The sequence below is a fragment of the Rhizobium oryziradicis genome (assembly GCF_001939045.1).
Classification (GTDB): domain Bacteria; phylum Pseudomonadota; class Alphaproteobacteria; order Rhizobiales; family Rhizobiaceae; genus Allorhizobium; species Allorhizobium oryziradicis.
Genome location: NZ_MKIM01000028.1, coordinates 348,105 through 368,911, shown reverse-complemented (window position 1 = coordinate 368,911; position 20,807 = coordinate 348,105). Strand labels below are relative to the sequence as shown.

18 protein-coding genes are annotated in these 20,807 nt (G+C 54.2%); 11 read left to right on the top strand and 7 right to left on the bottom strand.

Going from position 1 to position 20,807, the window contains the following annotated elements:
• Positions 1-91 precede the first annotated feature (91 nt).
• Complete coding sequence (purQ, locus tag BJF95_RS17245) at positions 92-766, top strand: phosphoribosylformylglycinamidine synthase subunit PurQ (protein ID WP_075640673.1); 675 nt, start codon at positions 92-94, stop codon at positions 764-766.
• 184 nt (positions 767-950) lie between these two features.
• A complete protein-coding gene (locus tag BJF95_RS17240) occupies positions 951-1,265 on the top strand; it encodes a hypothetical protein (protein WP_425348710.1) in 315 nt (104 codons plus the stop codon).
• Positions 1,266-1,361: 96 nt separating this feature from the next.
• Here BJF95_RS17240 and BJF95_RS17235 read toward each other — a convergent pair whose 3' ends face one another.
• Positions 1,362-1,607, bottom strand: a complete 246-nt coding sequence (locus BJF95_RS17235; RefSeq protein ID WP_075640671.1) for a YjiS-like domain-containing protein — start codon at positions 1,605-1,607, stop codon at positions 1,362-1,364.
• Positions 1,608-1,709: 102 nt separating this feature from the next.
• Here BJF95_RS17235 and BJF95_RS17230 point away from each other — a divergent pair, with 102 nt between their 5' ends.
• Positions 1,710-3,131 (top strand): aminotransferase-like domain-containing protein, encoded by a 1,422-nt coding sequence (locus tag BJF95_RS17230; RefSeq protein WP_075641109.1) that lies wholly within the window; start codon positions 1,710-1,712, stop codon positions 3,129-3,131.
• A gap of 23 nt (positions 3,132-3,154) precedes the next feature.
• Here the strand turns inward: BJF95_RS17230 and BJF95_RS17225 are convergent, their stop codons facing one another.
• The 5 genes from BJF95_RS17225 to BJF95_RS17205 all read right to left on the bottom strand — a co-directional run bounded on the left by BJF95_RS17225 (position 3,155) and on the right by BJF95_RS17205 (position 8,197).
• Complete coding sequence (locus BJF95_RS17225; protein ID WP_075641108.1) at positions 3,155-3,772, bottom strand: ABC-type transport auxiliary lipoprotein family protein; 618 nt, start codon at positions 3,770-3,772, stop codon at positions 3,155-3,157.
• A 29-nt stretch (positions 3,773-3,801) separates the two neighbouring features.
• Entirely contained in the window at positions 3,802-5,169 is a 1,368-nt protein-coding gene (locus BJF95_RS17220; protein WP_075640670.1) for an MlaD family protein, read from the bottom strand.
• A 10-nt stretch (positions 5,170-5,179) separates the two neighbouring features.
• Positions 5,180-6,001: an ABC transporter ATP-binding protein gene (locus BJF95_RS17215; RefSeq protein WP_139317548.1), complete on the bottom strand. Its 822-nt coding sequence runs from the start codon at positions 5,999-6,001 to the stop codon at positions 5,180-5,182.
• Positions 6,002-6,009: 8 nt separating this feature from the next.
• Complete coding sequence (locus BJF95_RS17210) at positions 6,010-7,140, bottom strand: ABC transporter permease (RefSeq protein WP_075640669.1); 1,131 nt, start codon at positions 7,138-7,140, stop codon at positions 6,010-6,012.
• Between the two features lie 199 nt (positions 7,141-7,339).
• The gene (locus BJF95_RS17205) at positions 7,340-8,197 is read right to left on the bottom strand and encodes a UDP-2,3-diacylglucosamine diphosphatase (RefSeq protein ID WP_425348709.1); all 858 of its coding nucleotides are present in this window, start codon (positions 8,195-8,197) and stop codon (positions 7,340-7,342) included.
• Between the two features lie 276 nt (positions 8,198-8,473).
• Between BJF95_RS17205 and BJF95_RS17200 the strand changes: the two genes are divergently transcribed.
• The 4 genes from BJF95_RS17200 to BJF95_RS17185 all read left to right on the top strand — a co-directional run bounded on the left by BJF95_RS17200 (position 8,474) and on the right by BJF95_RS17185 (position 14,028).
• Positions 8,474-10,777, top strand: coding sequence for an NADP-dependent malic enzyme (locus BJF95_RS17200; protein ID WP_075640667.1), 2,304 nt, complete (start codon positions 8,474-8,476; stop codon positions 10,775-10,777).
• Positions 10,778-11,049: 272 nt separating this feature from the next.
• The gene (locus BJF95_RS17195; RefSeq protein WP_075640666.1) at positions 11,050-11,790 is read left to right on the top strand and encodes a helix-turn-helix transcriptional regulator; all 741 of its coding nucleotides are present in this window, start codon (positions 11,050-11,052) and stop codon (positions 11,788-11,790) included.
• A gap of 212 nt (positions 11,791-12,002) precedes the next feature.
• A complete protein-coding gene (locus BJF95_RS17190; protein ID WP_075640665.1) occupies positions 12,003-12,647 on the top strand; it encodes an acyl-homoserine-lactone synthase in 645 nt (214 codons plus the stop codon).
• A 298-nt stretch (positions 12,648-12,945) separates the two neighbouring features.
• The gene (locus BJF95_RS17185; RefSeq protein WP_175577283.1) at positions 12,946-14,028 is read left to right on the top strand and encodes a DUF2865 domain-containing protein; all 1,083 of its coding nucleotides are present in this window, start codon (positions 12,946-12,948) and stop codon (positions 14,026-14,028) included.
• A gap of 151 nt (positions 14,029-14,179) precedes the next feature.
• Here the strand turns inward: BJF95_RS17185 and BJF95_RS17180 are convergent, their stop codons facing one another.
• The gene (locus BJF95_RS17180; RefSeq protein ID WP_139317547.1) at positions 14,180-17,407 is read right to left on the bottom strand and encodes a DUF3971 domain-containing protein; all 3,228 of its coding nucleotides are present in this window, start codon (positions 17,405-17,407) and stop codon (positions 14,180-14,182) included.
• 310 nt (positions 17,408-17,717) lie between these two features.
• Between BJF95_RS17180 and BJF95_RS17175 the strand changes: the two genes are divergently transcribed.
• The 4 genes from BJF95_RS17175 to BJF95_RS17160 all read left to right on the top strand — a co-directional run bounded on the left by BJF95_RS17175 (position 17,718) and on the right by BJF95_RS17160 (position 20,800).
• Positions 17,718-18,188 carry a peroxiredoxin gene (locus tag BJF95_RS17175; protein WP_075640662.1) on the top strand — a complete coding sequence of 157 codons (471 nt, stop codon included), beginning with the start codon at positions 17,718-17,720 and terminating at the stop codon, positions 18,186-18,188.
• 77 nt (positions 18,189-18,265) lie between these two features.
• A complete protein-coding gene (locus tag BJF95_RS17170) occupies positions 18,266-19,090 on the top strand; it encodes a ferritin-like domain-containing protein (protein WP_075640661.1) in 825 nt (274 codons plus the stop codon).
• A 134-nt stretch (positions 19,091-19,224) separates the two neighbouring features.
• A complete protein-coding gene (locus BJF95_RS17165) occupies positions 19,225-20,484 on the top strand; it encodes a M23 family metallopeptidase (RefSeq protein WP_075640660.1) in 1,260 nt (419 codons plus the stop codon).
• Positions 20,485-20,575: 91 nt separating this feature from the next.
• Positions 20,576-20,800 carry a hypothetical protein gene (locus tag BJF95_RS17160; protein ID WP_075640659.1) on the top strand — a complete coding sequence of 75 codons (225 nt, stop codon included), beginning with the start codon at positions 20,576-20,578 and terminating at the stop codon, positions 20,798-20,800.
• The last annotated feature ends 7 nt before the right edge of the window (positions 20,801-20,807 follow it).

Below are 20,807 nucleotides of genomic sequence, written 5' to 3'. Positions count from 1 at the left end.
TCGCCTCTCACATGATGGCATTTAATCTTTTCAAACGCCCTCACCTCACTGAGGATAGGCAGAAGCAAACAATAAGGTTCGAGCCGCCACCATGAAATCAGCCGTTGTCCAACTCCCCGGCCTTAACCGCGACCGCGATATGATTGCGGCCCTGACCAAGATTTCCGGCGTCGAGCCCATCACTGTCTGGCAGACGGAAACAGAAATTCCCGACGTTGATCTGATCGTGATCCCCGGCGGCTTCTCCTATGGTGATTATCTGCGGTGTGGTGCCATTGCCGCACGCATGCCCGTAATGCAGGCCATCAAGACCAAGGCTGAGCAAGGCGTGAAGGTTCTGGGCGTCTGCAACGGCTTTCAGATTCTGGTTGAAGCCGGCATGCTGCCCGGTGCCTTGATGCGCAATGCATCGCTGAAGTTCGTCTGCCGCGAAGTCAAGCTCGAAGTTGTCAATGATGAGACGGATTTCTCCCGTGCCTATGCCAAGGGTCAGATCATCCGCTGCCCTGTTGCCCATCACGATGGCAATTACTTTGCCGATGCAGAAACATTGAAGCGCATTGAAGACAATGGCCAGGTGGTGTTTCGCTATGCCGATGGCACCAATCCCAACGGCTCCGTCAACGATATTGCAGGCATTGTCAACGCAGGTGGCAATGTGCTGGGCATGATGCCGCATCCGGAAAACCTGATTGAAGCAGCCCATGGCGGCAATGACGGGCGTGGTCTGTTTGCATCCGCACTCGATGTTATAGCTGCGGCCTGAACCCTGCCATCATCCGTTTCTATCGTGACATCATGAAGCCACGATAGAAATGCAGTGGTAAGAAAATTTCACGCTGCCGAACGCTCCTTAAAAGTTCGCAACAGGATATGTCATGCGCAAAATTCTGACCTTCGCTTGCCTAACAGGTTTGGCGGCTTTGGCGTCCTGCGCGCCCAAGCCCCCCATGCGGGCGACCAATCACAGCGCCGATGATGTGATTCATCGCGTCATGAAAGGCGCGTCGAGCTGCTGGTTTAAATCCAGCGACCCTGCTTTCAAGGCCTATAAAATGGATGCGGAGCTGACATCCTTCTCAGGCCAGCCGCGCATTTTGCTGGTGCGCAAAGGCTCAAGCGACATACGCCCGCTTCTGGTGGTTATGGCAAGCGGCGCGCCTGCGAAACTCGAAGCCTTTGGTCCCCTCATGAACGAGCCGGTTTCGTCTCGCATCTCAACCGACGTCAAGCGCTGGGCAGCTGGCAGCACCTCCTGCCAATAATCTGCGCCTTTGATTTTCCACGGCTTGGCGGCATCAGTGCCGATGAACGTAAGCCGTGGAATGGTTCTGCCTGAAACAATGCTGCTATCCGCAAGACTACAGATTTCTAAGCAGATAGATCGATTTTTGTAGCTCTTGTCGCGCCTCCTGGCGGGTAACGCCAATGTCTTTCAGCAAGGCATCATCAAGATCAGCAAGATCCGCTCGGGTGCAGCGCTTCAACCACCACCTGGCCACAGCCTTAAACATCCACTTGCCAACCGCTCTGCGACGAGGGCGGGTTGGTGTCAGTTTGGTGTTTTCAGAACCTGAATCAAAGCCAATTGCATCTATTGTCACCATAACCATCACCTTGAGTATCCATTTTACGCCACATCGCTTGATATCGCCATGGAAATAGATACAATCCTCTCAGATATAATGACAATGAGGATAATTGTCATGGTGACGCATTGGCTTCCCAACCTCCTGGACCGTCAAGGACCACTCTATATTCGCATTGCAGATAAAGCGGAGGACGACATAAAAAATGGAGTCCTGCAAGCAGGAACCAAATTGCCCCCGCAGCGCGATTTGGCCTATGATCTGAAGGTGACAATAGGGACAATTAGCCGCGCCTATGCTCTTTTGCGCGAACGAGGGCTTGTGACCGGCGAAGTGGGCCGCGGCACCTATATTCAGTCAGGTTTGGAGGCTGGCGAAGCGCAAACGCATCGCGACCCTGTTACCCTCACCTATGGCGGCACCCGTACACTGTCTCCCCCACCGGGAAAATTGCGGTTTGATACCACGGCGGCCGTTGATGTCGGACAAGCGGATGTTGTTGGTCGGTTGATGGTGGAGATCGCCCGTGACAAGCCCGGCGAGATTTCCTCTTACACCAGAACCCTCTCGCCCGATTGGCTTGAGGCAGGGCGCAGGTGGTTATCCAATGGTGACTGGTCGCCGGAGCCCGCGAATATTGTGCCGCAAATGGGCGTACATGCCGGTGTCAATGCGGTGATTGCAGCGATCAGCGGCACCGGAGATCGAATCATTTGCGAACACCTGACTTATTCCCAGATTGCCCGCAGCGCCTCACTTATGGGGCGTCAAATTGTGCTGGTTGATTCGGATCGCGAAGGCATTTTGCCCGAGGATTTTGAGCGCGTGTGCGTGCGCGAACATCCGAAGGCCGCCTTCATCATGTCATCCGGGCAAAATCCCACCTTATCATGCCTGCCGCTCTCTCGCCGGCAGGACATTGTTGCCATTGCCCGGAAATACAATGTCTGGCTGATTGAAGATTATATTTACGGCGGGCTGGTGGAGGATGGCATCCCTTTGCTGGCGCAACTGGCCCCCGACAGAACCTTTCTGCTCAACAGCTTGTCCAAGTCTGTGGCAGCGGGTGTCCGCGGTGGATGGGTGGCCTGCCCGGAACATATGAGCCAACGGGTGCGTGTGACGCAAAAAATGGTGTGTGGCGGCTTGCCATTTCTGCTGGCAGAACTGTCTGCACGGCTCGTGCTGTCCGGTGCGGCCAATGAGATCAAGGAAAAAGTCATTACGGAATTTGCAGCACGCGAAGAAATTGTCAGAACGGTGTTTTCAGGTCTGGAGTTGCGCTCCCACCCAAGGCTTCCCTATTTCTGGCTCAAGCTGCCAGAACCATGGCTGTCAGGCACATTCAAGCAGGCGGCTTTTGATGCCGGTATCTTGATTGACGATGAAGATGAATTCAAGCCAGCGCGCTCGCCCAAAGTCTTCCACCATATCCGCGCGGGCTTCAGCGAAGGCCCCGACCGCAACACTGTGAAAGCAGGACTTATCACACTTCGCCAAGTGCTGGACCAACCACCGCTGGGGAACAATGCCACATTTTGATGTGGCATTGGGGTGTTTGCGACTTAAATCGTGCTCAGCGTCCAGGTGACAATATCAGATGTGACCTTCCCAAATGCCTGAGACAGGGCATTGATCAAGGCTTGATTGGTCTCGCCTCTCGCAGGCACTGTGGCCGAGAACACCTGTTGCGACACAACGGTGCCATTGCGATCATTCAGCAATTTGACGGAAATGACGACATTGGCGCGGCGACCACCATTTGTGTCGATTTCAAAGGTTCTGATGTCCGAAATCAACTGATAATCAATCGCAAGCCCCTGCCCCGGCTTACCAACGCCGGCGAGTTTGTGGGTGCTATCAAAGGCTTCCACCAGTTTCGACTGCACCATCAGAGGCAGCTTGTCGCCCCATTGCGATTTCGCCAGATATTGCACCTCCGTGCCAGAGACGCGAACAACCACCATGTCGCTGTCCAGCATCTTGAGGGCCGTTGGATTGGCAACCAGCAGCTGGCGCTTCGTCACTCCGGCCTTGGGTGGCGTGATCCTGACGCTTGCGAGATCATAGGTGTCATTGTTGGTCCCAGCACCGCAGCCAGCCAGCATGACACCGATCAGAGACAGGGCACAGACAGTTCGCAAGGCCGCAAATGGACGTTCAAACACTTTCGAATAACTCATCATGAGTTCCTTTTCCCCCGTAAGGCCGTTCAACGTCTTGTCCGTCCGTCATACTGTTTCACAGTGTCTCCGCCAAACAACAGCCGCTGCGGATTCCTGTCGAAATTGGAAATCGTGTCATCCAGATTGCGCACAGTCTGGCGTGTATCATTCACCAAAGACTGAATATTGTTCAGGCCCGTCGACGAGAACTTTGAAAGATTATCGGCAATCGGCCCGATTTTGGTGTTGAGATTATCCGCAACGGCGCGGATCGATTCAAGTGTGCGCTTTGCCTCGGCAGACAGCGAGTTGGTATCGTCCGATCCCAGCAAAGCATCAACCTTGGCCAGAATTCCATCCACGCGTGTCGAAGCATTGTTCAAACGATTGGACAATTGGGTGAAGTCAGTGATCGCCTGATCAATATCAGGCTTTCTGTCCTTCACGCTGGCGCTGACCGATTGGAAATCTGCTGCCGCCTTGCGGGCATCGGCCACAGCAACGGACACATCATCCACAATGCGTCCCACTTTCTGGCTGTCCACAGAGGCAATCAAAGCGTTGACCTTATCAATCGAACCACTGGCCTTATTGCCAACCTCGTTATAGGTCTTGACCGTTTGCGATACATTATCGATCGCCGGGCCGAACTTGCCGGACGCATCCGCCAGATTGCCGGTCACCGTTTGGGCATTTGCCAAAATCTTGTCGATCTTGTTTCTATCAACCGCCTTCAACAGGTCTTCCGCCGCCGCAAGCGTTGAGTCCAGACGACCGGACAGGCCCGTCACCGTATCCGAAAGCGCACTCACACTTTTCAGGAACGTGTCGATACCATCGGCGTTGTCCGCCAGAGCATTTGAGAACTTCTCGGCGTTGCGCAAAGTATTGGTCAAGGGGCCGCGCGCGTCGGCAGCAAAGCCCTGAATATCAGAAATCGCAGTATCGGCCTTTTGCATGATCTTGTCAGCTGTCGCCAAAAGATTGGTTACACTGGACTGATCAGCCACCAGCATGGCCGGTTTTCCGGTTTCCTGCGCTTTTTTGAACAGGCTATCTCCACCGACACCACCAGCAAGCTCGACATAGGCGGCCCCCGTCAGGCCCTGAATTTCAAGCACCGCCTTGGTGTTGGTGCGGATGGGAGAATCTTCTCGCACTTCGGTTTCTGCAACAGAAAAGGCCGGATCATCGTGGTCAATGCTCAAACTCAGCACAGAGCCGATCTGGATGCCGTTAAATCGCACAGGCGAGCCCACGCTCAAGCCATTGGCGGAACCGGGAATACGAATTGTCAATGGTGCCATCGGCCCACCGCGACCATATTCTGCCATCCAGTAGATGAAGCCAAACGTCGCAATAATCACAAGAACCGTGAAAAAGCCGACAATGGAGTAATTTGCTTTGGTTTCCATGAGATCTCAATCAATCGGCCAGTGAGGCGCGAACCTCCTGCTGTTTAGGAATAGAGCGCGCCCTTTTTCCTCTGAAATAGGACTTAACCCAAGCATCGTCACAGGTCAGCATATCTGCCAAGGTGCCTTCGACTGCCACACGCTTTTGCCCAAGCACTGCAATTCGATCGCAAACCGAAAACAAGCTATCAAGGTCATGTGTCACCATATAGACGGTCAACCCCAAAGTATCACGCAACCGGGCAATCAGTTCATCAAACTCCGCAGCCCCGATTGGGTCAAGTCCCGAGGTTGGCTCATCCAGAAACACGAGATCAGGGTCGAGCGCCAAAGCACGCGCAAGCGCCGCTCTTTTTATCATGCCACCGGAAAGCTCGGACGGGTATTTGTCACCGGCATCAGCAGGCAAGCCAACCATCTCGATCTTGAGATAGGCGAGCTCGTCCATCAGCCACTTGGGCAGCTTCAAATATTCCCGCATCGGCAGCTGGATGTTTTCCTTAACCGTCAAAGACGAGAACAAGGCACCCTGCTGAAAAAGCACGCCAAGGCGCGTATCGAGATTGGTCCTCTCGGACACGCTACAGCTATCGTAATCGGTATTGAGAATTTCAATTTTGCCAGCACGACGCGGCAGCAATCGCAACACAGTGCGCATCAACACCGATTTGCCGGCACCAGATGCGCCAACGAAGCCAAGAATTTCACCTCGAAAAACATCGAGATCGAGATTGTCCAGCACCAGTTTGTCGCCGAAACCAACTGTGAGCCCACGTACCGAGAGGACTTTCTCGCGTTCTGCATTGTTGTGTGTGGTTTGATTTTCCAGCACGCCGCCCCCTAAAAATTGATCGCGGCGTAGAACATGGCAAAAAGCCCGTCCATCAGGATAACAACGAAAATCGATTTCACCACAGATGCTGTCACATGATGACCCAGCGATTCGGCACTGCCGCCCACCTTCATGCCCTCAACGGCGGCCACAATGCTGATGACAATCGCCATAAAGGGAGCCTTTATCAAGCCAGCCGCCAGCGTGGTGTAATCCACCGCATCATGCAGGCGCGATAAAAACACCTGAAAGGTAATGCCTGAATAGGCCCAGGTGACAACAGCGGCACCGTAAAGCGCTGCAAAATTGGCAATGACGGTCAAAAGCGGCAGCACAATCACCAAGGCAATAATGCGTGGCAAAACCAGCACGCCAATGGGGTTAAGGCCGATGACTTTAAGCGCATCCACCTCTTCGCGCATTTTCATGGAGCCGATTTCGGCGGTGATGGCGCTGCCGGAGCGGCCTGCCACCATGATGGCGGTCAGCAAAACACCAATTTCACGCAGTTGCAAAATGCCGACAAGGTCGACCACAAACACTTCAGCGCCAAAATAGCGCAGCTGAAACGCCCCCTGCTGCGCAATAATTGCGCCGATCAGAAAGGACATCAGCAAAATGATCGGCACGGCGCGCACGCCCATGTGGTCCATCTGGTTGACGACCGATGCCATGGACGAGCTACGGCCGCGCTTTTCCTTGGATTGCGCACCCCGCACAGCAGAGCCCAAAACGTAGCTCATCGCCACGACATCATGCCAGATATCAACAACGAACCGGCCAATCGGATCGAGAACCACTTGGACGGAGGAGCGATTGGAATGGCGCGGCGGCACCACCTCCGGCTGCTCGGGCAAAGCAGCGATCAGCTCGCGCATAACATCGCTGCCGCCGACCACTTTCGCATCGCCATGCTCGGCAGCTGCCAATTGCATACGGCGGATCAGCCAGGCACCGGATGTATCGAGCTTGGATACGCCCGAAATATCGATTTCGACATGCGAATGGGAATCGCTTTTCAAGTCATTCAGCTGACCCAGAACAGTGTCTATGGTCGTATTGCGCCAAACACCAGAAAGGCGCAGCCTTTGACCGGCTCCACCTTCAAACTGCTCGACGTCAATCGCTGCATTGTCCATTAAACCGGAACTCAAAATTTACAACTTTTCAGAGGCTTATCTTACCGATCAGCCCGACCGCCCATCGGTCATGTTCCGGCGACTATATCCTGACTGCTGCACAATGCCAGCCATCCCCACGTTGAAAAGTGTCGTCTGAGAGCTCCCAACACTTCAATTCACAGAGTTTTGTGGTCTTCAGCCCCATTGCGCCCGTCTGTCAGGCACTTTGCCGCTCAGCGGCGAGCGTTACATCGGACGAAAAGCCGCGAATCGGTTCCATCGGGGCGAGCAAGCGCGGCTCCGTTGCGGCTCCATACCGCTTGCCCCATTCGATCAGCTCGAAACTTCCATCGAAATTTTCCACAACCGCCGTGCAGCTCTCCACCCAATCGCCAGTATTGATGTAATGAATGCCCTCGACATTCTCCATCACAGCATGGTGAATGTGGCCACAGATAACGCCATCGACATCATTGCGACGGGCTTCTTCCGCCACAACTTTCTGGAATTCTCCAATGAAATTGACAGCGTGCTTGACCTGCAGCTTAGCCCAGGCTGAAAAGGACCAGTAGCGCAACCCCAAACGACGGCGCACGGCCGAAAGCACCACGTTGATGGCAATGGCCATGTCATAGGCCCAATCGCCCAAATAGGCCAAAAGCCGCGCATTGCGCACCACCACATCAAACTGATCGCCATGCAGCACGAGATAGCGTTTCTTATCCGCCGTCTCGAAAATCATCCGGTCCGCCACTTCGATGCCGCCGAAGTGCATGCCGGGAAAATCACGCAGGAATTCATCATGATTGCCGGGAATATAGATGATCCGGGTTCCCTTGCGGGCCTTGCGCAACAGCTTTTGCACAACGTCATTGCAGCCCTGCGGCCAATACCAGCTGCGTTTAAGGCGCCAGCCATCGACAATATCGCCGACCAGAATAATTGTTTCGGCTTCATAATAGCGTAAAAAGTCTAGCAGAAAATCTGTCTTTGCAGCTTTAGAGCCAAGATGCACATCCGAAATGAAGAGGGTTCTCACATGCCGCGTTTCGGTTTCGATGCTCACGGGAATGATCCTTTTACGGTCGACTTCTCTCCCTTTCAAAAACAGACTCGTGTATCAGGAAGATGACACGCACATTGTCGTTGTGGTTTTGCACATCTGTCTGCCCTGAAAGACGGCGATCGTGACATTTTTTGCAACGCGAACCCGTGAAATGCGAGGGGCAATGGTGCACTGCCCACCAGCGAACCCCAGCATTCTGTCGTCAAACGACAAATATCTTCTGGTCCGCACGCCGTTTTGTTGTATTTAGGGGGCCTATCAATGAACGATGAACCGGCGAACAATATGACTGACGACAAGACAAAGACATCGCCCACCTCTGGTGATCTGGATGAACAGGCCCTGTTTTACCATCTCCACCCGCGTCCGGGTAAGTTGGAAATTCAGGCAACCAAGCCGCTTGGCAACCAGCGCGACCTCGCGCTTGCCTATTCTCCGGGGGTTGCTGCTCCATGTCTGGCGATCAAGGAAAACCCACAGGCCGCTGATGATTACACAGCCCGTGCCAATCTTGTCGCTGTCATATCCAACGGCACCGCCGTGCTTGGCCTTGGCAATATCGGCCCTCTCGCCTCCAAGCCGGTGATGGAAGGCAAAGCGGTTCTCTTCAAGAAATTTGCAGATATCGATGTGTTCGATATCGAGGTGGACGCGCTGACCGTCGATAGCATGGTTTCGACCGTTGCAGCCCTTGAGCCAACGTTTGGCGGCATCAATCTGGAAGATATCAAGGCACCGGAATGCTTTGAAATTGAGCAGCAATTGCGCGACCGCATGAATATTCCGGTTTTCCACGACGATCAGCACGGCACAGCGATTATTGTGGCGGCTGCGATTTTGAACGGGTTGGAACTGGCTGGGAAATCCGTTGCTGACGTTAAAGTTGTCACCTCTGGTGCGGGTGCTGCAGCCCTTGCCTGTCTTAACCTGCTGGTGTCGCTTGGGGTCAAGCGCGAAAACATCTGGGTGCATGACATTGAAGGTCTGGTTTACAAGGGCCGCAATGAACTGATGGATCCCTGGAAAGAGATCTATGCACAGGACAGCGACAAGCGCGTTCTGGCAGAAAGCATTGGCGGTGCCGATGTGTTCTTGGGCCTTTCTGCCGCGGGTGTGCTGAAACAAGAACTTCTGGTGCAAATGGCACCAAACCCGCTGATCATGGCGCTGGCCAATCCCAAGCCTGAAATCATGCCGGAAGAAGCACGCTCTGCCCGCCCCGATGCGATGATTTGCACTGGCCGTTCGGATTACCCCAATCAGGTCAACAACGTTCTGTGCTTCCCCTACATCTTCCGTGGCGCGCTGGATTGCGGCGCAACCACCATCAATGAAGAAATGAAAATGGCGGCGGTGAAGGCCATTGCCGCCCTCGCCCGAGAAGAAGTGTCGGAAGTGGCTGCCAAGGCCTACACCGGCGACACGCCAACATTTGGCGCAGAATATCTGATTCCCTCGCCGTTTGATCCGCGTCTCATTCTGCGCATTGCGCCAGCTGTTGCGAAAGCGGCAGAAGACAGCGGCGTTGCCCGCCGGCCAATCGCCGATTACGACGCCTATCTGGATAAGTTGGGCAGGTTCGTGTTCCGCTCCGGCTTCATCATGAAGCCAATTTTCGCCACCGCCAAAACAGCTGCGAAAAAGCGGGTGATTTTTGCCGAAGGCGAAGACGAGCGCGTGTTGCGCGCAGCCCAGGTGCTGCTGGAAGACGGCATTGGCGAACCCATCCTGATTGGACGTCCAAGCATTGTCGAGGCACGCTTGCAACGCTTTGGTCTTCGCATCCGCCCGCACAAGGATTTCGCGATTATCAATCCGGAAGATGATCCACGTTACCGAGATTATGTCGATGAGTATTTCTCAATCGTTGGCCGCGCTGGTATCAATATGGAAGCAGCCCGCACCATCGTCAGAACCAACACGACGGTGATTGGCGCACTTTCTGTTCGGCGTGGCGAAGCGGATGCCTTGATCTGCGGCGTTGAAGGCCGCTTTGACAAGCATGTGCGCGATGTTGGCCATATCCTTGGTAAAAAGCCCGGTATCCGTGATTTTTCGGGCCTCAGCTTGCTGATTTCGCAGCGTGGCACCATTTTCATGACGGACACGTTCGTAACCGAAAACCCGCCGGCCGAAGAAATTGCCGAAATGACAATTCTGGCCGCCGAAACCATCCGGCGCTTTGGTATTGTGCCAAAAGCCGCGTTGCTTTCGCACTCCAACTTTGGCTCGCGCAATTCGGAAAGTGCCCGCAAGATGCGCGCAGCGCTTGAAATTCTGAAGCGCGATGCACCGGAACTCGAAGTTGATGGCGAAATGCAAGGTGGGTCTGCTCTGTCAGAAACACTGCGCCGCCGCGCCATGCCAAACTCCACCTTGAGTGGCGAGGCCAACCTGTTGGTGTTCCCGAACCTCGACTCCGCCAATATCTCGCTGGGGATTGTTCGCTCTTTCACCGATGCCTTGCATGTTGGCCCGATCCTGCTTGGGGCCGCATCGCCCGCACACGTGCTCTCAACGTCGGTGACATCGCGTGGCGTTGTCAACATGGCGGCGCTTGCGGTTGTGGAAGCCAATCAGTTCGACTGACTTATCGCTTGGTTTTTAAAAATGCCCCGGATCCGAAAGGCTCCGGGGCATTTTTGTGCATTGGCACACAGCCGATTGAACGTGACAATTCTTCACATTTCATCAAGCATCAAAACAACACTCCAAACAATTGAAATTTAAACATAATATGGCGCAGGAGCCTTGTAACCAGTCGAATTTTCCCTTCAGAATTGCAGGGTATAGCCATGGTTGAGCCATAGACATTTTGACTCAATGGTAGAAAATAACCCCATAAAATGTGTGGGGTTTGAATGTTTAACAATGATGTCTATTTCGATTTGCTGGATTGGCTGGACACATGCCAGCACGTCACACCTCTCAATTTTCTAAAGCGCTTGCAAAAGAGCTATGGTCTCTCGGGCTGTCTGTATGTTGACGCCGCCTATTCGACATCCGGGCTTTTTGTACATCGCCACTACCACAGCTTTGCCCCCTCGGCCGAAAAGTCCATCACACTTCTTGGCCAGCCAATATTAAGCAATGTGCTGGCGCAGCTTATTCGGGCCATTGAGCCTGTGGACATGGAAGACCTTTCGCAGCGCGATAAAGACTGCATGGTTCTGCGCAATAAATTGCGCGATCTCCACCTGCCCGCCCGCGCGGTCAGCTATCCCCTGCTGTCGCATGATGGCCGAGGGGCCATTTTTGCCATTGCGCATGATTTACCTTTGGAGGAATGGCGAGATTTTCGACGCAATTTCGATCGCGATCTTCACAGGCTCGCTGGAAAATACCATGCTGGACTCATCAAAACCCTTGATAATGATGGGCGTGATCCCGCACGAAAACTGACGCGGCGTGAACAGGAAACCCTTCGCTGGACAGCCGCAGGCAAGAGCTATTGGGAGACATCGATTATCCTCGGCATATCTGAGCGCACAGTGCGCTACTTCATGGCCAATGCCCGCCTGAAGCTCGATGCGGTTTCAAACACGCAAGCCGTGGCAAAGGCCGTGTGGCAGGGATTGATACCACCGGATTTGCGTGAGTGATTGAAAAATTATGCTTCCTCTTCAGAGAGTTACTGCAAAACTGACACCCGTATCAAGCATAGAGACGGGCCGCACACAGGTTCCAACACAGTAAAACGCACAATCCAAAACCATTACCCTATAATTGTATAGAAATAAACTGTCTCTACCGTCAGTTTCATTTAATCCGCAATTTTTGCAAGCTCAGCCCTTCCCAAGACAAGGAGTTGAGCATGATAAAAATTTTGAATGGTAAGCATAAACAGACCCAGCAGGCGGCACTGGCCGACATGTTTCGTCTGCGCAAAAAGGTGTTTCATGATCTCTTGAAGTGGGATGTGCAGGTGCAAGGCGACTTCGAGATGGATCATTATGATGATGCGAACCCGATCTATGTGATGTCCTATGACGATACCACGGGTCGTTTGCGGGGTGCCTTGCGGCTTTTGCCCACCCTTGGCCCGAACATGCTGGACGATACGTTTCCTGTCTTGCTCGATAGCCAACCCGAGATTCGCAGTGCTTCGATCTGGGAATCCAGTCGCTTCTGTATCGATCCTGAGATTTCGCTGGATCGCTCCTCCAATCAGGTCAGCGTTGCGGCAGCGGAGCTGATGTGTGGCGTTGGCGAGCTTGGCCTTGCATCCAACCTCAGCCATATCGTCACGGTGACCGATGTGTTTTTGGAGCGCATGTTCCGGCGCATGGGCTGCCCCGGTGAGCGCATTGGCGCACCGCATAAAATCGGCAGTGTCCATGCTGTTGCCATCGCCTGGGAGGTCAACCACGACCTCCTCGATCGCATGAAGCAGGTTGCCACCATTTCTGGAAGTCTGCTGCCAGCCCCCATGTCGCTCGAGCAGGCAAGAGCCGCTTGATCGATTGCCGCTGTTCCAAACTGCCACAGTGCTGTGGGTTTAAAAAACCATGGCACTGTGGCCGTGTCCGCATGGGGATCGGCTTTTTACATATCTGTTTTTCGATATACTAAAAATCATAGAGGGTTCATGGTTGCATCGACCTGCCCTATGCGGCAAAACAGCTTCAGCAACATTGCCTGAATAGGAATCGTTTGCGACCGACAAGAACACCGTGCATTTTATAAATCCCACTTCGGTGCGGGATTTCCACCGTGAAACTGCCATTTGGATGTGTATGCGCACTTGGGTGAAATTGATGATCGCATCGAGCTTTGGCTCGATGGCACTGAACCTTGGAGCGATGGCGCAGGCAAACGAGACCTGCGAGGCGCTACGGGCGGAGCTTGCGCAAACGCCAATCACCATTGGAAGCATGGAGGATGCCCGGCTTTTTGCCGGAGCCGTAACACGGCAGAGCTTTGAAATTCGCAAAGTCCAGCAAAATATGCAAAATATCGGCTGCTCCTCCAGCGTCAGTGTGCTGGATGCGTCTGGGCATGATATGTGTCAGGACATGCAAGCGACCGTTGATGCCATGCAGGCAAACAAGCAGAAACTGTCGCAACAACGAGATGCTGCAAACAGCAAGGGCGGAATTAATCCGCGCAGAAAAGAGTTGCAGGCGGCCCTGAGAGCCAATGCCTGCGACGCGGAAAAATCGCAGCCATCAGAAATCACTGCCGACGCAGCCGATGAGCCAAGGCCGTTTGAGGCCCCGGTCTATCCGGAATATTCAGGCCCGGCCACGCTCTCTTCCGGGATTTTACGAGGCGAGGTTGGCCAACCCTATGGCCAAAGCGGCTATAGAACCCTGTGCGTTCGCAGCTGCGACGGGGCATTTTTTCCCATTTCGCCCAGCACACCACCGGCTGATTTTGGCCGCGATGCGGCGCAATGCCAACGCATGTGCCCCGGCACGCAAACAGAGCTTTATTATTCGCGGCTCAACCAGGAAGCCGAAGACATGGTTTCGACCATCACCGGCCAGCCCTATCGGGATATGCCCAATGCATTTGCATACCGCAATCGCCGTCCGGGAAAGCCTGGCCAGTGTGGCTGCAGCGATGTCGCAGCACCACCGCTATCCACCCCGAGCACGGATGCGCCCTCGGTGATCAGCATCCGAACCATCCCGGCTGAAAAGCCCAAAGACATCGCATCGCCGCCCGTGCAACAGCCACAAGCGGATAAGAATGCGGACAAGGATAAAGCGCCACTTCGTGTTTATAATCCCGATAGCGCGCATATCCGTCAGGTCGGGCCTACGTTTTTCCCAACCGCCAATAAAAGCCTGGATCTCAAACATCCAGCCCTGGAAGGCCCGCAGCCGCTGCAATAAAATTGACCCGCGAAAGCCGCTGTCAACTTTTCGGCCCGATGGTTTTTTCCCGCATCGGCTTACCCGAAAACCGGTGCCCACTTTTCGGCCCGATGGTTTTTTTCACGCATCGGGTTACCCGAAAACCGGTGCCCACTTTTCGGCCCGATGCTTAGAACTCAAATATCTGGCGGAAAACGCCCGGTGCAATAATCGAAAGCGGATTGACGGCGAGATGGGGCGAGTCGGTGGCACCCGTCAATTTGAAGGTGATGCCAAGCAGCCCGCGGTCACGGCCATTGCCAAGAATGAACCCAATGATTGGCACTTCCGCAAACAGGCGGTTCAAACCATAGGCAGGCATGAATGTGCCGGTCATTTCCATATTGCCGCGCGCATCCTTGATAACACCCTGAAAAGAAGCTCCCACCTGCTCGCCGCGCACGATCCCGTTTTCGGTCGACAACACACCATTTTTGTAAATCAGCCGGGCAAAAGCGCGCTGAAACTTTTCGCTGCTCACATCAATATTTTGCTTCACGGCGCTGTTGAGGCTTCTGCCGTCATCGGGCGTTGGCGTGGTGACAATCTTCTGCAGCTTTTCCTCATTCTCCACTCTGAAGTTACGCAGATCGAGGCTGCCGGTCCAGTTTTTGGCGATATCACCACGGATGCGCAAATCCAGCATGCCACCGCGCATATGATTGTAGAGATCCACCAGACGCGCCAAGTCGCCCGCATCACTGGAAATGACGGATATCTGATCCGACGGTCCATCCTTGCCCGATTGCACCACAATGGCCTGACCACTGCTGGTGACACCACTCATATTGAGCGTGATCAACGCGCCATCCCGAGCGCCGTAGCGCAGTTTCACCCCGCCCAGACTTTCATTGTTGAAGCCCACGAGTTTGTCGAGGCCCACACTGAGGTCGAGATTGAGCTTTTCCGTGCTCTTGTCGGACGACGAATCGCCTCCGCTGCCGGACTTCAGCTTCTTGAACAGCGAGCGCGCATCCAATGCCGCGCCATCCACCTTGACCGAGGTGACGCCCTTGTTAGTGCGCAGGCTGACGCTGAAATCATCCTGACTTGCGAGTTTGACACGATCAAAGTCGGCAGAGACAACACCCGTCTTGGAGATGAGCATTTTACCCTGCACGCCAAAGCCGTCGCCGGAGAAGTTAAGTTTATCAAGCGTGTTCAAAGAGCCCTTGGTGGTAAGCTCCAGGGATGTTTTGGCCGAAATGCCCGGCCCCTTGCTCCAGCCAATCCATGGTACATTCACGGTCGCTTTGGTCAAATCCGCCTTGACCATCTGCCTTTGCTCGTCAAGTCGAGACAGTTCAAGATCAATTGGCCCGTCGATCAGGCCTTTCAATTCGGGCACGAGTTTATCGCGCTGCGAATCGCTCAATGTTCCTTGCACGCTCCACGACGGTGGCCGTTTGGAATTGCGCTCAATCGGCTGGGTAAGATCGATCTGCATGGGAATGCCATCAATATCACCCATGCCATCCAACACGGCATTTTTATCATCAATCGCCAGACTGCCTGTAAAGCCGGTAATTTTTCTGTCCTGATAAGGGCGCATCAACTCAACGCCCTTCAACTGCAGATCGGCGTGCCACTCCGGTGGTGGTGGCTCCTGCTCATCCAGCAGACCGCCGAAGAACGCCACATGCGCCTTGATATCACCCTTGAAGTCCTCGGGCACAAAATCGGTCCTCTGCAAGCCCTCGATGGGCTTGAAGGTCGAAAGTTCTGCCACGGCATCCGCGGCACCGCTGAGCGACAAATCAATTTTGGCCATCAGTGGCTTGAGATAGACATCATCTATCGTGAATGTGCCTTGATCCACATTCACCTTGCGTCCGGACGCGAAATAGGATGTGCCGCCATCAATGGCCACATGAAGCTTCGGGCCTTCGAGATCAAAATGGCCAACCAGATCACGGATGGGCGGAATATTGCCTGTTGTGCTCATACGCGCATTGGCAATATCAAACTTTATCCGCAACTCATCCGGCCCCAGCAGCAATGGGCTGGGAATAAACGTCATGCGGCCAGCCGGGATAAACACATCAATCGATGCATTGCTGATGGTGCCGCCAAACAAATTGGCCAAAACCCAAACGCGCGGCTTGGCTGCCATCCAGTAAGGCCACAGTTGTTTGACAAAGCCGGTCCTCATCTCTTCCAGCTTGCCATTAAAACGAATTTCCGGTGATTTATCCCCAAAGCGCACATTCAGTGTGGAATGCATCTGCCCATTGGGAGTTGAAACCGTCAACTCACTGAAACTCAGATCGCGTGTCGATGGAACAAACCGACCAAACGCCTTGATCGAAAAAGGAAAACTATCTTCCCCTGCCGCAGGGACCACCGCAGTGCCACGATCAATCAGCAAATCGATGCCAATTCCAGACGCCGTATCACCCGGATCGCGCTTCAGCCGATCAAGATCCACAAACCCGCCATTGAACGGAACATGCATGGGGCCGAAATCGAGCGTGGAGCGGCGAATTTCAGCTGTCAGCCGATCAAAATCATAGGCGACATTAATATCCGCCTGCGTCAGATTCTGCTGCTCGCCATCAACGTAAATCGTACCATTGTCTGTGCGCATGCGCATTTCGAGCGCCGGTTTACTGTCTGGCACAGCGCGGCGGGCAACCAGATCAACATTCACCTTGGTATCGGCACCTTCGCGGCGCGTACCATCGGGCAAAAATTTCATGGTAAAAGGCGTTGCCACAAGGCTGGTCATGGTGGCGGTCAAAGCCACCGCACGCCCCTTGTCAGACAGTGCTTCAGCAGAAATGTGACTGACCTTACCATCGATGGAAACCTGCCCTTGAACGGCCAGTGCATCGCCTTTGCGTCGGGTCAACACCAGATCATCGATCGAAACGGCGACGGCACGATCGATATTGTCTCTGGCGGTGAGAGAAATGCCACCGATCCGCAGCCGATCCAAACCACCGCGCGCAATGAAGCCGCGCACGTCATCGACGTTGAGAAACAGGTTTTCCAAAAGCTGTGGAAATTGATCGATTCGAAAATTGGCCAGGCTGAAATTGCCGCCACCGATGAAGGGCGAACGGTCAAAATGAATATTATCGGCTTCGATTTCCGAGATCGAGATACGGCCAATCAAAACTTGCAGAGGGTTGATCACCAGTTTGACCACGCCCGTTTCCGCCACAAGCGCGCCCGATGCCGGATCGCTCAGCCGCAAATCGTTGGTGGCTACGGCAAGACGCCAACTTCTGGAAAAACGGATCGAGGTTTTGCCAATTTCGGCATTAAATCTGTCACCCAAAGCCGATTGTAGCTGCGTACGCGCAAGTGTTGACAGCGCTTGATCCAGAGTGCCAGTCTCGATGGCAGCGCTCACTGCGCCAATCGAGAGGGCGACAATGACAAAGATCCATAAAACAAACCGATAGCACCTGCGCCGAAAACCAAATCGAGGCGGGCAATGCACAACAAGGCTGTCTTCAGCCTGCGCGGATGGCATAGACTCCAGGGACACAATATCGCGTTTACGAAAATGGACCTTCTCGCCCCGGATTTCCCCCATGCCCTCGTCCGTATCTCCTGAAAATTCCAAAGAATCGCATGGCCGTCGCTAGACGCCATTGCCATGCCCTCTATATCTTGAAGCGACCTGTATTTCCATAAACCGACAAAAGAAAGGTATCAGCATGGCTGATTTGGCGATTGGACAGCTTGCTCCCGACTTTATTTTGCCACGCGATGGCGGCGGCACTGTGGCACTCTCATCCTTTAGGGGGAAACCCGTGGTGGTTTATTTCTATCCAAAAGACAACACGAGTGGCTGCACCGTCGAGGCCACGGCCTTTACAGAGCTTGCCGGCGCATTTGAAAAGGCCAATGCCGTGGTGATTGGCATCTCGCCAGATTCCGTCAAAAGTCATGATAAATTTGTGGCAAAGCATAATCTTTCCATCATCCTTGGCTCCGACGAAGAGAAAACCACGCTTGAAGCCTATCAGGTATGGAAGGAAAAAAGCATGTATGGCAAGACCTACATGGGCGTGGAGCGCACCACCTATCTGATCGACCGCGATGGAAAAATTGCCGCCATCTGGCCCAAGGTGAAAGTGCCCGGTCACGCCGAAGCCGTGCTGAAAGCTGTCGAAGAGCTCGCCTAAAAATGCCCCATAGAGCATCGGCGATAGGGAAAAGAAAACCGGTTCCCACTTTTCGGCCGATGCGATAGAAACACCCCATGTCAGACACATCTTTTCAAACACTCCGCGCAGGCGCGACAATGGCCATTGTCGCGTCAGACCTTGATGACAAGATCCGCCTTGCACAGGAAACGGCACGGCGTTGGCGTGGTCGCAATCTCTCCTTGCGCTCGCCGCTTGATCCCCCTTTGCCAGACAGGCCGGGGCGTCCGCAAAAACCCGTTCTCGTGCCACCAAAAGCCACGGAAAAGCGCTCGCTGCACACCCTGCCCGGCCGCATTGCCATGCTGCATGCGCTTGCGCATATCGAGTTGAATGCCGTTGATCTCGCATTGGATATTGTGGCGCGTTTTGCCAGCGAACCCGTGCCGCATTCCTTTTTTGATGGCTGGATGCTGGTGGCATTTGAAGAGGCCAAGCATTTTGGTCTGGTGCGCGACCGCTTGAAAGCCTTGGGTGCCGACTACGGCGATATGAGCGCCCATGATGGTCTTTGGCAGGCCGCCCATTCGACCCGCAACGACCTGACGGCACGGCTTGCCGTGGTGCCGCTGATTTTGGAAGCACGTGGCCTTGATGTGACGCCATCGTTGCAAGTCAAAATGCGCGAAACCGGTGACCATGAAAGCGCCGATGTTTTAAAGACGATCTATGACGATGAGAAAGGCCATGTTGCCGTGGGTGCAAAGTGGTTTCGCTTTCTCTGCGCCCGCGAAAAGCGCGATCCGGCCAAAACATTTCAGGATCTGGTGCGAGCCAATTTCCGTGGCACGTTGAAAGCCCCCTTCAATGATATCGCCAGGGCCGAAGCAGGCCTGACGCCCTCCTTCTATCGCAGCCTTTCGTCTATCAGCCACGCTTGACCCCACGGAAAAGCAGGGCAATTGGCACCCGCACCTCAGCACTCATAAGACTTTGTTAACCATGACAGAGTGTAATGAACGGAGATCGATTCTGCCGTGAAGCGCGGCAGACAAGCCATTATCCGGGGTGCGAGATGGGCAAAAGCGGCTTGAACGGCTTCTGGACGCGCGCGCAAAAGCAGCACGTGCTGATCCTGGCATCGGGCGACACCATCCGCCATATGAATATCCGCCCATGGATGGTCGGCGCTGCCGTCACACTCGTTGCTGTCGGCTGCATTGGCTATCTTGGTGCAACATCCTATCTTGTCATGCGCGACAGCTTGATTGGTGCCTCCATGGCGCGGCAGGCGCGCATGCAGCACGATTATGAAGACCGTATTTCAGCGCTTCGCGCCCAGGTGGACCGCGTCACCTCTCGCCAATTGCTCGATCAGCAGGTGGTTGAAGATAAATTGCAAAGTCTGCTTGAACAACAAATGGCTCTTTCCGCCCGCAGCGGCAAGCTTGGTACATTGCTGGATCGTGCCGGAGAGGCGGGCATTTTGCCAACTCCAGACGAATCTCAAGCTTTGGTGGAAAAGGCTGATATTTCTGTGCCTGCGCCGAACACCCGCGATAAAAACAATCGCAGCAAGCTGTTTGGTGCTGGCTTGCAAACCAGCTCAGCCAGCGAAAGCATGGCCGACAATGCCGACCGCGTCTTTCAAAATGTGACATTGTCCCTGAAGCGCATTCAGCAAAGCCAGCAGGCGCGCATCCACGCCCTCACCGCACAGGCAACCGAAAAGGCTGACGCAATTCAGGTGATTCTGGACAGCAATAAAATCAAGCTCGACAGCCCTGCTGCCGGCGAAGACGCCATGGGCGGCCCCTTGATGCCAGCAGACCCCAAACTGGGCCTTGCCCCCACATTGGCAGGGCTGGATGGCGCGCTGAACCGGCTTGAGACCGCACGTGATACCGTGAAGGATATGCCCTTCGCCAACCCTGCCCCCACCCACGAGATCACCAGTCCTTTTGGCAATCGCACCGATCCGCTTCTTGGCCGGTTGGCGCTGCATCCGGGGATAGACTTTCGCGCCGCCACGGGTGCGCCCATCAAAAGCGCCGGCGCTGGCAAGGTGCTTTTGGCAGGTGAGGTCAATGGCTACGGCAATATGGTCGAAATCGACCACGGCCAAGGCGTTACCACCCGCTACGGCCATATGTCGCGCCTCAACGTCAAAACCGGAGACGCGGTTGATGAGGGGCAGGTTATTGGCTTTGCCGGATCCACTGGCCGTTCCACCGGGCCCCATCTGCATTATGAAATCCGCCGCAATGGCACCCCCATCAATCCCATGAGCTTTCTCGTTTCCGGCCTGAAACTGAAAGAGCTCGGGTATCAATAACAGCTTCGGCGGCAAATGGCGTGCAGCACAACACCCTCTTTACATTTGTTTGTTAACAGAGGCGAATAGAGACAAAACAACGGAAAATGATATGTGGCTTGAACTTCATGATGGTGACGGACTCCCGATTTACGTGAACATGAACAATGTTATCGATTTTCGGTGGTTTGAGCGGGAGCGCTACACATTTTTGCTGACAAATGCCCCGGTGGCCGAAAAATTGCACCGTCTGTATGTGCGAGAAAGTGCCGCTGAAATTATGCGGATGATCAACCAGGAACAGGAACGCTTGGCGATGTTGTCGCGCAATCCCTGATGAAGAC

Bases quoted from the DNA above. Each gene is read 5' to 3' on its own strand.
- BJF95_RS17200 (WP_075640667.1), top strand. From the start codon at position 8,474: ATGACTGACGACAAGACAAAGACATCGCCCACCTCTGGTGATCTGGAT.
- BJF95_RS17220 (WP_075640670.1), bottom strand. From the start codon at position 5,169: ATGGAAACCAAAGCAAATTACTCCATTGTCGGCTTTTTCACGGTTCTT.
- BJF95_RS17195 (WP_075640666.1), top strand. From the start codon at position 11,050: ATGTTTAACAATGATGTCTATTTCGATTTGCTGGATTGGCTGGACACA.
- BJF95_RS17185 (WP_175577283.1), top strand. From the start codon at position 12,946: ATGATCGCATCGAGCTTTGGCTCGATGGCACTGAACCTTGGAGCGATG.
- BJF95_RS17165 (WP_075640660.1), top strand. From the start codon at position 19,225: ATGGGCAAAAGCGGCTTGAACGGCTTCTGGACGCGCGCGCAAAAGCAG.
- BJF95_RS17210 (WP_075640669.1), bottom strand. From the start codon at position 7,140: ATGGACAATGCAGCGATTGACGTCGAGCAGTTTGAAGGTGGAGCCGGT.
- BJF95_RS17170 (WP_075640661.1), top strand. From the start codon at position 18,266: ATGTCAGACACATCTTTTCAAACACTCCGCGCAGGCGCGACAATGGCC.
- BJF95_RS17175 (WP_075640662.1), top strand. From the start codon at position 17,718: ATGGCTGATTTGGCGATTGGACAGCTTGCTCCCGACTTTATTTTGCCA.
- BJF95_RS17160 (WP_075640659.1), top strand. From the start codon at position 20,576: ATGTGGCTTGAACTTCATGATGGTGACGGACTCCCGATTTACGTGAAC.
- BJF95_RS17235 (WP_075640671.1), bottom strand. From the start codon at position 1,607: ATGGTGACAATAGATGCAATTGGCTTTGATTCAGGTTCTGAAAACACC.
- BJF95_RS17190 (WP_075640665.1), top strand. From the start codon at position 12,003: ATGATAAAAATTTTGAATGGTAAGCATAAACAGACCCAGCAGGCGGCA.
- BJF95_RS17240 (WP_425348710.1), top strand. From the start codon at position 951: ATGCGGGCGACCAATCACAGCGCCGATGATGTGATTCATCGCGTCATG.
- purQ (WP_075640673.1), top strand. From the start codon at position 92: ATGAAATCAGCCGTTGTCCAACTCCCCGGCCTTAACCGCGACCGCGAT.
- BJF95_RS17225 (WP_075641108.1), bottom strand. From the start codon at position 3,772: ATGAGTTATTCGAAAGTGTTTGAACGTCCATTTGCGGCCTTGCGAACT.